This is a genomic window from Parendozoicomonas callyspongiae (assembly GCF_023502345.1).
Lineage (GTDB): Bacteria > Pseudomonadota > Gammaproteobacteria > Pseudomonadales > Endozoicomonadaceae > Sansalvadorimonas > Sansalvadorimonas callyspongiae.
On sequence record NZ_JAMFLX010000017.1, the window covers coordinates 13,526 to 27,967 of the forward strand.

Sequence of the window (14,442 nt, forward strand, 5' to 3'; positions counted from 1 at the left end):
TTTCAGGAATAGATGTGGACAACAATAGAATAAAAATTATTATTAATTGCTTAATCGCACTTGTATTTGGAACTGGTGTGCTCTTATACGGTGTTATGGTATATGGCGATGGGCAGCTAACTTCTGTTGGGAGCTATGGTTTTGTTCATCAGCTTAGTGAAGAGGCGGGAGAAGCTGTTGGTGGAGTTCTGATGCTTGTAGGGATTATTTTTAATCTATTAACCATCAAAGATGTCAAAAAACTTTGGACTAATACTAAGTAGAGCATTACTGACTAAAAATAGACATCGCTAAGGTTTCTCTTAGCTGTTAGGCTCACAAAAACTAATAAAAATGAGCTTGTAGCATGTCGATCACTCTAATCACCGGAGCCACAGGAACCGTAGGCTTCAATGTCGTAAAGAGCCTGCTTAAACAGAATCGTGCTGTTCGAGTGCTGGTCAGAGATATTGAGAAAGCCAAAAAGCTCCTTCCACAGGAATGTGAATTTATCCAAGGTGATATAACCGATATTCCCAGTATCGAAAAAGCCATGACCGGCTGTGATGTTGTCCATCATGCAGCTGGCCTGCCGGAACAGTGGTTCAAAAATCCCGATATCTTCGAACAGGTCAATGTAGCTGGAACCTGTAATGTGCTGGCAGCAGCTAAAAAGTTGGGTGTGAAAAAGCTTGTGTATACCAGCACGATTGATGTGTTTGAGGGTGAGGCGCATCAGCAGTTTGATGAGTCTGTTATTGCTTCAGAGCCAAAGGGAACATTCTACGAACGCAGCAAGCAGAAAGCTGACCAGTGTGTTGTTGAGGCGATTAAAGATGGTTTGGATGCAGTCTTTATTCATCCTTCTGCCGTTTATGGCCCAGGGCCGGATATCCATCATTCCGTGGGTGTGAATACCATTATCACCAAGGTTAAGAACAATGATATTCCTGTTCTTCTGCCGGGTGGTTTCCCTGTTGTATATAGCGAAAATGTTGGGGAAGCCCATGTTGCTGCTGAGAGCATGCCAGCGGGGAGCCGTTATATTGTCAGCGACCAATACGTCACTCTGACAGAACTTGTTGGGCAGATTCACAGCCAGCTGAAAATCAAGCGTGCGGTTCCAAAGGTGATGCCGGTATGGGTAGGAAAGGCCCTGGCCGGAGCAGGAGAGTTTATTGCTGGAATTATCAACAGGAGCCCGCTGATAGCTAAAGGTGAACTCACTTTTCTGCAGTGGCAGGCTATTCCCAATGGACAGAAAGCTACAAAAGAGTTGGGGATAAGTTATGTCGGTTTGCAGGATGGTTTGAATCGAACCATTGAGCTGCAAAAGCAGGGGAGCTAAAAGGGCCTGTATCGATTAGGTCATGGAACTCTGCTACAAGCTCCATGACCAACTCACTGAGACTCATGCCGGTGTCATGTTCTTATTCAGAATCATGGAGCGAACAAAGCCAAGCCAGCGTCCGTAGGGTGCACCCAGAATAACCAGAGCCAGAGTTTGGGTTACAGAAGCCTTGATAATTCCCTGCATATCCATACCAACAGCAATCAGAATCCCGATGTAGAGAGGAAGCTGGAAAGAGAGGTAAGACAGGATATCTCCCAGTGTCTCTTTCAAAAATGTTCTCTTCTCACCACAGATTTTGTTGATGATCTTATCCCGATAAAGTCCGTAGACCCTTCCCAGGGAGATATTGAGGGGCTGGCACATAAGCCGGGAGATGATCGACTGGCGCAAAGTCATCCCGACAATCGCAATTTCAATAAACATCCCTGTTACAACGGTAAAGGAGATCAGGGCGACAGTATCAGCGATCCAGCTGCGATTCAGTTTCATGGTTTTCAGCTTAAAAACAGCAGACAAACGACCATTACTCTTCACAATGTGAAAAGTAATACCGGACAGGCAAAGAGTTACCTTGTAAAAATTACGTATGCAGGATTTATTTCTTTTTAATAGGTAATGAAAAGCAATTAACCATATTTGTAGTTAGTTGGAATTTCATTGGTTTAAAAAGAAAGCCTGAAGAATCAGTTTCTGCCGTAGAAAACTGACAGGCAGCGGCCGCCGAACAGGCCCATCATGGCCCGCAAGCTGGATAAAGACATTTGCTGGCAGTTTCTTGATTCCATCATGGCAGGAATACCATAAAAGAGGGGGTGAAAGAGGCCTGTATTGTAAGTGAGTATGATCTCTTTGGAAAATAGGGTGGGGTTAGTGATTTTGTGATTCTGGTCAATAAGAGCTCTATTAAAGATGGGCTAAAAAATCATAGCCAAAATTAAATTGACCACAGTTAAAAATATTATTTTTTAGGGTGCGTTTACTCATGCAGATGCTCACTGTGTCAGGTTGTTACCTATAACAGTGATGTTATAGATCATCAGCTCCCAATAGATATTAATGTTCGTTTCAACTAGCTGACCTAGGAATGTATCGAGTATGAAAAGGTTATTTCCGTGCCTGTGCATGACACTGCTGATGGCTTCGTATTGTTACGGAGAGGATGTCCGGGAAATTGAGGGCCTCAAGGTCTTTCTCGGGGACTATAGCGAGGTGGATGCTTCATCAAGTGAGATAGATACAGTTGCCAACTTTTTCCTGGAGCACCTTATGACGAAAGGAGGTGTTGATGGCTGGATATGGGGTATATCCAAGTACAAGTACATCGAAAAAGACTTTGGAGATTTGGTTAAGCTGTATAAATTCATGAAATTTGGTGAAGATCTTGCAAAGAGAAGATTGACTCTATTTTTTAAATCAACAATAGATATTTTTATGAGAAATGATATTAACGAAGTTGTCTCAAAGAAGTTATTAGCTTTCATGGGGGGGGAAGATGCATGTCTTTACTCTGGGAGTGTTAATAGTTTTACTTGTGAAGCACATCTGCCAGAATATTTAAATGTTGATAACAAAGATCACATATACCTGAATCCAAAATTATTGCTTAATAAAATAACTAATCTATTTATTGATCACCTTGGTCATGAATTTACTGTTTATTTTTATGAGAAGTACTTGCAGCAGAGCGAGGAGTAGAATCCATTACACGGAAGATGCTCATAGTCATTAATTGGCCCTTCCCATCAGGAAGAAATACATACAGTAAGGCAGAATTTTCATCAAGTGCAGCAAGCTTGCAAATATGAAGGGAAAGCGTATTTCGAACCCAGAGCGTGAGAGGCCTTTGATAATGGCCTGAGCGGCCTTATCTGCCGGTGTCAGGAAAGGCATTGGAAATTTGTTCTTATCGGTAAGAGGGGTTTTCACAAAGCCGGGGTTAATCACTTTTACATCAATGCCGTTACCGTGCAGTTCCAGCTTCAGGCATTCAGCCATATTGATAAGGGCAGCCTTGCTGGCACCATAAGCTGCAGCCTTCGGCAGCCCCCGGTAGCCAGATAGAGATGCATTAATGGCAATAACCCCACGTCCCTGTTTCTTCATAACTTCAATAACAGGTTCCAGGCAGTTGCAGACTCCCATCACGTTGATATCCATCTGTCTGCGAACAGTCTCAGCTCTAAACTCGTTACCTTTCATGGGGAAAAAGGTTCCGGCGTTTAAAACAGCCTGATCCAGCTGACCATGTTTATTCATGATCTGCATAATGGCCTGAGAACAAGCCTGAGCGTCGGTCACATCAAGAGGCAGAGGTTCTATACAACCTGACAGATTGCTGGACTCCTGAGCCAGTTGCTCAAGGTTTTCTCTGGATCTGGCACTGGCGACAACATGTGTACCCTGTTCGGCCATTGCCCAGGCTAATGCCTTGCCGATACCCTGGCTGGCACCTGTTATCCACACAACTTTTTTATTCATTATTTCTGTCTGGATACCTATGAGTGTTTTGCAAATACAAATATCAGGATACCCTGCAGTTTCATAACAGTCGATGCTTTGCAGACATTCATTTTCTTCTTCAACCAACTGAAAGAAAACTTACCTGACCAAAGTCTTCTGCAGCAGTAAACAATGCACCATTGTTTTGCAAAACAGAACGATCGGTTGGGTAATCGTGATTCATTAACAACCAGCATTTCAATATATTGGCCGCCACAGTGGATACCTTACAACCATGGAGGTTGATAGAGAGATGGATGCTCCTAATAACGCAGTTGCGACGATTCTTAAATATAAGTCCGGTTTTCAACCTAAAGCGGCTTTTATTCTTGGCTCCGGTCTTGGAGTGATTGCTGACCAGCTTAAGGACAAGGTTGAGATCCCCTATGAAGATCTTGCAGGTTTTCCTGTCAGTACCGTCGAGGGGCACTCCGGAACACTGGTGATCGGTTCATTAAATGGTGTTGAAGTTGCCTGCATGAAGGGGCGTGGCCACTTTTATGAACACCAGACCATGAGAGTCATGACTGTTCCGGTGCGCACATTCAAGCTGCTCGGGTGTGAGTTTATGCTGACGACCTGTGCGGCCGGCTCCCTGAATCCGGATCGTATCCAGGTAGGTTCGGTGGTTGCGCTGACTGATCATATCAACACGATGCCTGATTCACCGATGTGCGGGAAAAATGATGAGGAATATGGTCCGCGCTTTTTCAGCCTTGCCAATGCTTATGACAGGCAGCTTCGTGAAGAAGTTCTACAGGTTGCCAGCCAGAAGGGTATTGCAGTAGAGACCGGAGTATATGTTTCCTACACCGGTCCAAATTTTGAGACGGCGGCAGAAATTCGCATGATGCAGATAATGGGTGGGGACGTTGTGGGAATGTCGATTGTTCCTGAAATCATTACTGCTGCTCATTGCGGCCTGCCTGCCTTTGCTCTTGCTGCAATCACAAATATGGCCGAAGGGCTTGGTGAAACGGAGCTTTCACATAATCAGACTCTTGAATGTGCCAAACTGGCGCAGCCCAAGCTGATCAAGCTGATTCAGTCATTTATGGAGAATCACTTCCAGATAACTTCGATGTAAAGTTGGGGGCAAACCCGCTTTGTAGCTTCACTTGCTTAAGGGGTTGCTGCTACAAGGCGGGTTTCCATGCTTAAGCAATTCCCTTGATAAATTTATGTACGACAGCTGAACTGCTCTTGTGATCATAAAGGGCATACAACCCCGCCGGGATATACTCTTTTAAAGCCAGAAAGCGAATATGACTCCACTTGTGAAATTTGAATGAGGAGGGGACGATTGTGATTGACTGGTTTGAAACAACAAATGCCAGAGCTGTGTGTGGCTCTTTGACCTCATGGTAAATATCTGGGTGAAAACCAGCTTCCAGGCAGGCACTGATAACCAGATCAGTCTGGTCAGACTGGTTCTTATTCATGGCTACCATCTGTTCATTTCTTATCTCATCAAGACGAACTACCTTCCGGTTTTTCAGAGAATGCTCATCCGAAACGGCAACACACATTTTTTCTTCAGTAATTTTCTTTGATGACAGCGGGCTGATGTTATGGGTATCAGCATAACGCGATATTCCTATATCAATTCGATTTTCCTTTAATGCCAGCTTCTGTTCTGCTGGAGACATTTCTATGAACTTAAGCTCGCAATCCGGTTGATTGGTCTTGAAGTTCTTCACCATAGAAAGGAAGTTTGTCCAGAAAGCGGAGCTGACAATACCGATATTCAGAGTGTTATTCTGATTTCTTTCGGCCCTGATAACATTGTTCACCGAAGCATTCATAACATCGAATATCTTCCGGCATTCACTTTTCAGTAGCTCACCTGTTGGTGTTAGCCTGACATTTCTGGAATCCCTGATAAAAAGAGTTGTCTCAAGGGCATCTTCCAGCTCCTTGATCTTGGTACTGAGCGGAGACTTGGAGATGTTCAGTTCTTCTGCCGCATGACCAAAGTGCTCGTTTTCAGCGACGGCATAAAAGTACCGCAACATTCGCAATGTAAGACGGCCACTGGAAATCAGGTTGCTTGTCATTGTCTGCTTAGAATCCATTCCATATGCCAGAGGCAGAAATAGTAGGAGCTTTTCTGCGGAAATACTTTGATTAAGCTTCCAGTTCCTTCAGGGCAGACAGTACATTTGAGTGCCTTTTGCATTGTTTTGCATTTCAATGCATTATCTTGCCTATTAGTGCATAATGCGCTTCGACCTGTCCAGGTCACCAGCTTTCATTGGATTTCAGTCTTCAGGGGTAACTGCAATGTTGGACCTTAATAATCCTGATACCCGTCAGGCGGCAATTGCTGCCAAGCTCAACATTGGAACACCGTTGGTTATTGCTGATGTGGCCGAGGAGTTTGGTGTATCTGTCGATACTATCCGCAGAGATTTTATTTCCCTTGAGCAGCAGGGGCTTCTTAAACGGGTGAAGGGAGGTGCAGTTCCGCTGTTGCCGCCATCGAAGCCGATCAATGTGAGAATAAAGGAAGCTGATCAGTGGCTTTCTTCGGGGCGGGAAACCATTGCTGAAGTAACTGCGGGGTGTCATACGATTTTCTTTGACGGAGGAACTTCAGTTGTGGAGTTCGCCTCTCTTTTGCCCAATAACTTCAATGGCCTGGCTGTCACACCTTCGCCGCTGGTGGCTGTAGAACTGCTTAAAGCTGGTATCGAAACTCAGCTGATAGGTGGAAACCTGAAAGGCCAGGGAGGCATTGCAACTGGTGCTCAAACTGTTCAGTCGTTGTCTGATATCAAAGCGGATCTTTGTGTTTTGGGTGCCTGTGGCATTGATGCTGGGTTTGGTCTGTCAGCGGATGACCTGAGTGAAGCAGATGTGAAGCGGCAGATGATTCTATCTTCAAAGAAAGTCCTGGTGCTGGCATCGGTACAGAAATTTAATGCCTGTGCGCGTCATAAAGTCGCTCCTGTTACTGATATCGACATCATTATTTCCAATGGCCCTGACGAAACTGTTACATCAATCCGTGAAGCCGGCGTGACAGTTCTCAAAGTGAATGGCGAGGCAGAAGAATAAACAATGGATTTGTCACAACTTAAATCACCAAAGAAAGCTGTTTCTGCACTCTTTATCCTGAATGGGGCTTTATTTGGTGCCTGGGCTTCAAGAATTCCATCTCTGCAAACGCAGTTCGGCTTGTCAGAACAAGATCTGGGACTTTATCTTCTTCTCCTTGCGGGAGGCGCTGTTATTTCATTCCCGGTTGCTGGGGTTCTGTCTGACAGGTTTGGTGCTGTCAGAGTTTCCAGAATAGCCACCATACTTTATTGCATAAGTCTGCCGCTTATTGCCCTGGCTCCAAATCTTCTGTTTCTTTCTCTGGCTATTTTCCTGTTTGGTATGGCACATGGCGGGCTGGATGTTGCGATGAATACCTGGGGTACGGAAGTTGAGGCATCGCTTGATAAGCCTGTTATGTCTTTCTTCCATGCCATGTTCAGTGTAGGGGCTGGAAGTGGTGCCGCATTTGGAGGGATGACAGCCTGGATGGGACTGAACACCCTTCAGCACTTTGTGATTTTTGCCATCTTGATGGTTCCAATTCTATCGTTCGCTAACGTTCCCTGGGCCAGTAAAACTGTTAGCAAGCGGGAAAGTGTCGGGTTCCGTATACCAAAAGGTTCTCTTCTTATTGTTGCACTGATTGCCTTTTCGTCAGCTTTGGTGGAAGGAGCCATGGCAGACTGGAGTGCTGTATTCCTTGCCAGTGAGATTCAGGCATCTGTAAGTGCAGCGGCGGCTGGTTACACCGTGTTCTCAATTTTAATGGTGATGATGCGCCTGAATGGAGACTGGATAACCCGAAAACTTGGGCCTGACAGCACCGTTAAGTTGTGTGGAGCCTTTGCACTTATCGGGAGCCTGGTTTTGATTCTGGCTGATACACTGTTTATGTCGTATTTAGGCTTTGGATTTATGGGTATGGGTTTCGCCATTATTATGCCACTGGTGTTTTCTCGTGCGGCGCAGGAGGGGGCTGCTCTTGAAGATGGGGGCGGGGCTGGTGCATCAATAGCGGGAGTTGCCAGCTTCGGTTATGGCGGCATGTTACTGGGGCCACCAGTTATTGGTTTCATTGCAGAATATTTCTCTTTAAGAACGGCATTTTCTCTCTTTGTTGCCATCGGAATCGCCATTATTTTCAGCTCGTCCTTCTTCAGACGGGAAAGAACCTGTTGTGCGACAGCGGCTGGTTGATCAGGAGAAAACTGAAATGAAAGATTATCAAATTTGGGGTACTGTTCTTTCTTCCAGCCAGATAGAGCAGGGTACAGGTACTGTTGCCAGCATGCTCAATGATAGATCCAATAACTCTGCCATTGTTTACCATCAGAATATTTCAATTCAGGGTAGGCATGTTCTACTCGTTGATGATGGCATTGATCAGGTGGAACAGTAAAAAGGATTGTTGAGTTCATTAAGCGAGAGCACGATCCTCTATCTGTTTCAATTGCAACGCTATTCGCAAAACCCGGACGAGTAGTGATACCAGCAGATCATTATTTTGCTTATGAAATGGAAAATGACGACCTGATAGTAGGTTATGGCCTTCCCTTGAAAGACAAGCACAGGAATATTCCATATATATCCAGATTGGTACTACTGGTGACGAAATCGTGAGATATGTCTGGAGTTCCATTCTTTTTACCAGACATACAAAGAAAGTACTTCCCAAATATAAACAAAAGCAAACATTGATCGTGCTTGATTAATGTCAATATGAACACAAAACTATAGGTGTACGTTACTCGCGTAATATGTGAACTCACCTATGGGGAGTTATTGTGTTCTCATTCATATGCACAGATGGCAACAAGAGTTCCTTCTGGTATACTCAGGATGAACGGTTGTCTGCCTCGCTTCTACGTTTCTAATTTCTTGTCCTTATCTTAAACAGCTGATTGCAGCATGTTTTGCTGTGGCCGCTGTTAACAAAAGACTAATCATTTGCCTTTCGAACTATTGGAGCTTGTTTACCAAGCATCCAATGGGTGAGTTATGGCTGCTGAAAATTGATCGAACCAGATTAGAAAAATTCTCAAGATAACAGGCCTTTGAAAATGAAGCGTATTCCAGAACCTTTCCGCATCAAGATGGTTGAACCGATCCGTATGACCACTATGGAAGATCGGCAGAAAGCTCTTGAGGGGTCTGGCTACAACCCGTTCCTGCTGAAGAGTGAAGACGTTTATATCGATCTGCTGACCGACTCCGGCACCGGTGCCATGAGTGACCGCCAGTGGGCCGGCTTGATGATGGGTGATGAGTCTTACGCAGGAAGCCGTAACTTCTTCCATCTGGAGCAGAATGTTAAGGAGCTGTTCGACTATAACTACACCATTCCTGTCCACCAGGGTCGTGGTGCTGAGCAGATTCTGTTCCCAAGCCTGATCAACCGTGTTCAGGGTGGCAGCCCTGTCTTTATTTCCAACTATCACTTTGACACTACTGCAGCTCACGTTGAGCTGAATGGTGCCAAGGCAATCAACACCCTGACTCCGGAAGCTCTGGACACCACCACATACCACGAGTGGAAGGGTAACTTTGATGTTGATAGCCTGAAGCAGGCTATCGCCAATAATGGCCCTGAGAATGTTGCTGCGGTTATCGTTACCGTAACCTGTAACAGCTCCGGTGGTCAGCCAATCTCCATGGCCAATATCCGTGAAGTCAGTGCTATTGCCCGTGGACACAACATTCCTGTTGTTATCGACTCCGCCCGTTTCTGCGAGAACGCCTGGTTTATCAAGCAACGAGAGAAGGGTTACGCCGATAAGAGCATCCGCGAAATCATCATGGAGATGTACAGCTATGGCGACATGCTGACCATGTCTGCCAAGAAAGATTCTATGGTTAATATCGGTGGACTGTGCTGTTTCAAGGACGACGAAGAACTGTTCCAGGAAGTGCGTACCCGCTGCGTACCTATGGAAGGGTTTGTGACTTATGGCGGTCTGGCTGGCCGGGATATGGAAGCTCTGGCTGTTGGCCTGATGGAAGGTACTGATGAGGACTTCCTGACTTACCGTATCAGCCAGGTGGAATACCTGGGTGAGCGCCTGCGTCAGGGCGGTGTACCCATTCAGTATCCTACCGGTGGTCACGCGGTATTTGTGGATGCCAAGCTGATGTTGCCTCATATCCCAGGTGACCAGTTCCCGGCTCACGCTCTTGCTAATGAGCTGTACCTGGAAAGTGGTGTACGTGGCGTTGAGATTGGTTCCCTGCTGCTGGGTCGTGATCCTGAGACCGGCGAGCAGAAGCCTTCTCCTCTTGAGCTGCTGCGTTTGACCATCCCGCGTCGTGTATATACCAATGATCATATGGACTACATCGCTGACAGCCTGATCTCTGTGTATCAGCGTCGTGAGCAGATCAAGGGACTTGAATTTGAGTATGAGCCGCCCGTATTGCGGCACTTCACTGCCAGGCTGAAGCCAGTGAAATAACCCACCTGACCGGAGTTTAACGCTCCGGTCTTTATTTCTGTACTATTACAACAGTACAATAGTAGCCATTAAGAGTTACGTTGTACTTAATATTCCGGAAAAAAACATGCAGAGTGTTCAAAGCCATACCGCTGCCAGTGATGTTGCAGCGCCGGGGAGAGATAGTTTCAATACAAGGGTCGGATTTATTCTGGCCTGTATCTGTTCCGCGGTAGGCATGGCCAATATCTGGCTGTTTCCCTATCGTCTCGGGCAGTTCGGGGGAGCTGCATTCCTGATTCCCTACTTCTTTTTCATTATCGTCATCGGCCTGTTCGGCGTGATGGGGGAAATGGCATTTGGACGTGCCATGAAAACAGGCCCTCTGGGTGCATTCAAGAAAGCCTTTGAACGCAGAGGTGTAAAAGGAAGTGATGTCTTTGGCGTGATTCCTGTGATTGGTTCCCTCGGCATAGCAATTGGTTATGCCGTGGTAGTTGGCTGGATTCTTCGATTCACCTTTGGTTCCTTCTCTGGTGCGGTGCTGGCAGCGGAAAACAGCGGCGCCTACTTTGGTGAAATTGCAGGACCTTTTTATCGCCTGTATTGATCTTTTGCTTTTATCACATAGAAACGAAAGATGACGATTGCAGCCACTATCGCGCCGCTGTAACCACAGTACGTCATGATGTAATTCAGCAGCGCCTGATAGGGAAACAACAAGGTGACGAAATAGACAACAGCTCCTGCACCAACACAGATTATTTTATAGCTCAGACTCTTTTCATCCTTGGCAAGCATATGCGTGCAGGTCCAGATAATCGGACACAGCGTAGTATAGATCGCAAGAAGGATAAAAATGGCAAATACCCCACTAATCGAGCCAACAATATGATTTGCAAGTGTCAAATTCGGTATGGCTGCACTACTGGATTCATGAATATTTCCGATGTGATTAAAAGCCATGACAATATTGACGAATGGAAGTGCAACCGCTGCTACACACAAAATAATTCGGGTATATTTAAAACCATACTGCCGCAATCTGAAGCCCATACGACCAACCATTGCTGAGACCAGCAACAGACAATCCCCACCATATGATAATCCTGAAAGAATCACATTTGAGCCTGCCCTGCTGAGGTTAACCTCTGCGTTATTGATAGCTGTATTACCCGCACTAACCAGCGGATAGAACCTGAACGCTGATATAACAGCAATAATCAGTGTCAAAATAATGATCAACGGCCCCACTTTCCCAATGACATCAATCATTTTATTCAACCCCAGCATCGCAGTAGAGACAGAGATAATAACAGCCGCCAGATTGCCATAAGCTAAGGGGGCCCCCCATTGCTGAGAGAGTGTGTTACCAAACCCAGAGACCATAAATACATAAGCACTGGCATTGAAAGCCCATGCGCATGCTGCGAATGCCTTACCGAGTTCTGGCCCCGCATAAAACCTGAATACGCCACTGACATCTTCAAGTTCTCGGGTGCGACCTGCGTAGGCATAAGCGACATAGGCAAGATAGGTCATAATGAAGGTAATAAAGCCAACGACAACTGGCGCCCAGACAGTACCCCAGCAAGAATAGTACTGCAGCGTTTCCTGGCCGGTAGCAAACCCAGCCCCGATTAGGTATGCACACAAAGCCCCCGTCAGAGTGATTTGCATACCAAAGCCCATTTTTTCCGAGCCCATATCAATACTCCCAACTAGAGTTTAGAGTAAGCAGACTTCAAAAATTGCCAGAAAAAGGCGCAAGATGGCGGTTCCGAATCCGATAATGTTTGGAGTCGCCATGCTCACCCAAGAACAGAAAACCATCCTCGGTAAGCTGGGCTATTACAGCTCTTTTCTGACTGTAGCGCTACCCTCAAGATCAGTACCGACGTTTTGCGGACTGCTCGTCGCCAGCATGATCACTACCGAGGATTTTGTCACACAGTCATGGTTTCAGGAGAAGCTTCATAACTTTTGGGGCAACTACCACAAATGGTTGGACACAGGCCAGAAGTAAGCCTTCTGCATTTTGCCTTTTACTTTACGACCTGCTTTGATCGGGGGTTCGTCAATGGCCAGAACGCTGCTCTCCAAAACACAGGCAAGCAGGGCGTCGTATATAGGGCGTAACAGTTCGATATGGCAGTGTCAGCTGGCACTTTATGGCACTGGCAATCACCTTTGCTGTCATGATGGGTATCTCCAACGGTATTGAGAAAGTGAACAAGGTGATGATGCCTGCCGACCATCTGTTTGCTGTCGTCTTCTTTGTCGTTGTGCTGTTTGCCGGAGTCCGTATTGTTAATTACGCATCAAACCACTGTTTGCGAACACTTTCCAGCTTCTCAGCCAGCTCTTCCTGACTGCTTGCCAGTACATTCACATGGCCGATTTTCCTGCCCGGGCGGGAGGTTTTTCCGTACCAGTGTAAGAACTGCTTTGGCTTAACTAGCGCCGTTGGCGGCGTTGTGTCGTCAGATAGGGTTTTTCCAAGCAGGTTGTGCATACCCGCTACGCCATATTGCTGTGTACTGCCAAGAGGCAAATTGGCAATGGCCCGAACATGATTTTCAAACTGGCTGGTATCGGCCCCATCCATGGTCCAGTGACCACTGTTATGCACTCTTGGCGCCAGCTCATTAATCAGTAAATCATCACCAACCACAAAGCACTCGACAGCCAGCACTCCCGCATACCCTGTTTGCTCCAACAAAGTAGAGATGTAGTTTTCAGCTTTAGCCCGAATGGTTTCTGAAAGCTTTGGTGCAGGCACTATTGTTGTATGAAGAATTCCGTTTTGATGGACATTTTCTCCCGGAATATAGGAGGTGATGTCTCCATCAACATTTCGTGCTCCGATAACGGAGATTTCCCGTTCAAATGAAATTTTCTTTTCAACAATCCATTCAAGAAGAGAATGTTTGTGCTTGCTTTCACCTTTCAGGATTAACTTTCGGTCTGATTCAAAAGCTGCAATCTGGTCAGGTGTATCAAGAACCCACTGATTATGGCCGTCATAACCATCTTCTGTTGACTTGATTACGACCGGCAAACCACCAATGGCTTCTATTGCATCTGGCAGTGATTCCTCACCCTGAATACGCGACCAGGGAGAAGTCGCAAGACCTAGTTCATGGACTAGTGATTTTTCGCGGTGGCGGTTTTGAATTGTCCAGGCAATATCCGGATCAGGATAAACAGGACAAAAAGCTTTTAACTCTTTAAGTAAAGGAACATCAACGGCTTCACGCTCAATAGTGATGACGTCCGGCTGACCCAGAGCTTTATAAATCTCCTCGGCAGACATTCCATTAGCAAAGGTAACTGTGTTGCCAAGCCCGGATATACACCGGGTAGATTCTCTTGGGTCTGCCAGGAAGCTGAATTCAAACCCCATTGGCCAGCCTGCCAATGCCAACATCCTTGATAACTGTCCACAGCCTATGATGGAAATACGCATAATGAAATTACTGATACCTGTGCCGGGCTCACAAAATGAGAGTTAATCGCTTAATTATTCAACGTCTTCGGGAACCTGCTCGGTCTGGCGAGCACGCCAGTCAATCAGCCTTCCGGTGAGAGCTTTATCAGACGTAGCCAGAATCTGGGCAGCCATCAAGCCAGCATTTGCAGCACCAGCTTCACCAATGGCCTGAGTGGCTACAGCCACACCTTTTGGCATTTGGGCAATAGAAAGGAGGCTATCGACACCACTCAGAGTCCGGCTCTGGACAGGCACAGCGACAACAGGCAGATGTGTCATGGCAGCAACCATTCCCGGTAAATGAGCAGCACCACCGGCACCGGCGATAATTACTTTGCAGCCTTTGTCAGCGGCATTTTTCGAAAAATCGACGAGACGATCTGGGGTGCGATGGGCAGATACCACCTTGGCAATATAGGGTACTTGCAGCTGATCAAGGATTTCAGCTGCTTTTTTCATAGTTGGCCAATCTGACTGAGAGCCCATCACAATATGAACTAAAGCCGTCGTCATTTAATAGTCCTGAGTTGTTATTCGTAAAAACGGTTAGAGCTGCATGAAATGGATTTTATCAGGTTTGGAAAAGTTTGCTTTGGTTCTTTCAATGGAAAATGGATTTAAATCCAAAACTCTGGGTATCGATT

18 protein-coding genes are annotated in these 14,442 nt (G+C 46.1%); 11 read left to right on the top strand and 7 right to left on the bottom strand.

Translation table 11 applies throughout. From position 1 onward, the window contains the following. The first annotated feature begins 14 nt into the window (after positions 1–14). Both M3P05_RS12900 and M3P05_RS12905 read left to right on the top strand, forming a co-directional pair. Entirely contained in the window at positions 15–263 is a 249-nt protein-coding gene (locus M3P05_RS12900; protein WP_249700116.1) for a hypothetical protein, read from the top strand. Positions 264–346: 83 nt separating this feature from the next. Further along, a complete protein-coding gene (locus M3P05_RS12905; RefSeq protein ID WP_249700118.1) occupies positions 347–1,327 on the top strand; it encodes an NAD-dependent epimerase/dehydratase family protein in 981 nt (326 codons plus the stop codon). Positions 1,328–1,390: 63 nt separating this feature from the next. Here M3P05_RS12905 and alaE read toward each other — a convergent pair whose 3' ends face one another. After that, complete coding sequence (gene alaE / locus M3P05_RS12910; RefSeq protein WP_249700119.1) at positions 1,391–1,822, bottom strand: L-alanine exporter AlaE; 432 nt, start codon at positions 1,820–1,822, stop codon at positions 1,391–1,393. Between the two features lie 606 nt (positions 1,823–2,428). Between alaE and M3P05_RS12915 the strand changes: the two genes are divergently transcribed. After that, positions 2,429–3,028 carry a hypothetical protein gene (locus tag M3P05_RS12915; RefSeq protein WP_249700120.1) on the top strand — a complete coding sequence of 200 codons (600 nt, stop codon included), beginning with the start codon at positions 2,429–2,431 and terminating at the stop codon, positions 3,026–3,028. 30 nt (positions 3,029–3,058) lie between these two features. Here the strand turns inward: M3P05_RS12915 and M3P05_RS12920 are convergent, their stop codons facing one another. Further along, entirely contained in the window at positions 3,059–3,811 is a 753-nt protein-coding gene (locus M3P05_RS12920) for an SDR family NAD(P)-dependent oxidoreductase (protein ID WP_249700121.1), read from the bottom strand. A gap of 256 nt (positions 3,812–4,067) precedes the next feature. Between M3P05_RS12920 and xapA the strand changes: the two genes are divergently transcribed. Then, positions 4,068–4,919 (top strand): xanthosine phosphorylase, encoded by an 852-nt coding sequence (gene xapA / locus M3P05_RS12925; RefSeq protein ID WP_249700122.1) that lies wholly within the window; start codon positions 4,068–4,070, stop codon positions 4,917–4,919. Between the two features lie 70 nt (positions 4,920–4,989). Here xapA and M3P05_RS12930 read toward each other — a convergent pair whose 3' ends face one another. Beyond that, positions 4,990–5,907 carry a LysR family transcriptional regulator gene (locus tag M3P05_RS12930; protein WP_249700123.1) on the bottom strand — a complete coding sequence of 306 codons (918 nt, stop codon included), beginning with the start codon at positions 5,905–5,907 and terminating at the stop codon, positions 4,990–4,992. Positions 5,908–6,115: 208 nt separating this feature from the next. On the opposite strand from M3P05_RS12930, the gene M3P05_RS12935 reads away from it, so the two are divergent. From M3P05_RS12935 to M3P05_RS12955, 5 genes are all read left to right on the top strand, one after another. Further along, complete coding sequence (locus tag M3P05_RS12935) at positions 6,116–6,892, top strand: DeoR/GlpR family DNA-binding transcription regulator (protein WP_249700124.1); 777 nt, start codon at positions 6,116–6,118, stop codon at positions 6,890–6,892. A gap of 3 nt (positions 6,893–6,895) precedes the next feature. Next, on the top strand, positions 6,896–8,074 hold the full coding sequence (locus M3P05_RS12940) for an MFS transporter (RefSeq protein WP_249700125.1): 1,179 nt from the start codon (positions 6,896–6,898) through the stop codon (positions 8,072–8,074). A 16-nt stretch (positions 8,075–8,090) separates the two neighbouring features. Then, a complete protein-coding gene (locus tag M3P05_RS12945; protein ID WP_249700127.1) occupies positions 8,091–8,276 on the top strand; it encodes a hypothetical protein in 186 nt (61 codons plus the stop codon). A 661-nt stretch (positions 8,277–8,937) separates the two neighbouring features. Then, positions 8,938–10,326: a tryptophanase gene (locus M3P05_RS12950; protein WP_249700128.1), complete on the top strand. Its 1,389-nt coding sequence runs from the start codon at positions 8,938–8,940 to the stop codon at positions 10,324–10,326. Positions 10,327–10,432: 106 nt separating this feature from the next. Then, positions 10,433–10,915, top strand: coding sequence for an SLC5/6 family protein (locus tag M3P05_RS12955; RefSeq protein WP_249700129.1), 483 nt, complete (start codon positions 10,433–10,435; stop codon positions 10,913–10,915). On the opposite strand, the gene M3P05_RS12960 is transcribed toward M3P05_RS12955, so the two are convergent. Then, a complete protein-coding gene (locus M3P05_RS12960; protein WP_249700130.1) occupies positions 10,900–12,012 on the bottom strand; it encodes a hypothetical protein in 1,113 nt (370 codons plus the stop codon). The genes M3P05_RS12955 and M3P05_RS12960 overlap by 16 nt on opposite strands. Before the next feature lie 100 nt (positions 12,013–12,112). Between M3P05_RS12960 and M3P05_RS12965 the strand changes: the two genes are divergently transcribed. Further along, positions 12,113–12,331, top strand: coding sequence for a hypothetical protein (locus M3P05_RS12965; protein WP_249700131.1), 219 nt, complete (start codon positions 12,113–12,115; stop codon positions 12,329–12,331). On the opposite strand, the gene M3P05_RS12970 is transcribed toward M3P05_RS12965, so the two are convergent. Further along, on the bottom strand, positions 12,298–12,408 hold the full coding sequence (locus M3P05_RS12970) for a hypothetical protein (protein ID WP_408635912.1): 111 nt from the start codon (positions 12,406–12,408) through the stop codon (positions 12,298–12,300). The genes M3P05_RS12965 and M3P05_RS12970 overlap by 34 nt on opposite strands. Positions 12,409–12,476: 68 nt before the next feature. On the opposite strand from M3P05_RS12970, the gene M3P05_RS12975 reads away from it, so the two are divergent. After that, the gene (locus tag M3P05_RS12975; RefSeq protein WP_249700132.1) at positions 12,477–12,677 is read left to right on the top strand and encodes a hypothetical protein; all 201 of its coding nucleotides are present in this window, start codon (positions 12,477–12,479) and stop codon (positions 12,675–12,677) included. On the opposite strand, the gene M3P05_RS12980 is transcribed toward M3P05_RS12975, so the two are convergent. Then, positions 12,620–13,774: a 5-(carboxyamino)imidazole ribonucleotide synthase gene (locus tag M3P05_RS12980; protein WP_332842014.1), complete on the bottom strand. Its 1,155-nt coding sequence runs from the start codon at positions 13,772–13,774 to the stop codon at positions 12,620–12,622. The genes M3P05_RS12975 and M3P05_RS12980 overlap by 58 nt on opposite strands. A 54-nt stretch (positions 13,775–13,828) precedes the next feature. Beyond that, positions 13,829–14,311 (bottom strand): 5-(carboxyamino)imidazole ribonucleotide mutase, encoded by a 483-nt coding sequence (gene purE, locus M3P05_RS12985; protein ID WP_249700135.1) that lies wholly within the window; start codon positions 14,309–14,311, stop codon positions 13,829–13,831. Between the last annotated feature and the right edge of the window lie 131 nt (positions 14,312–14,442).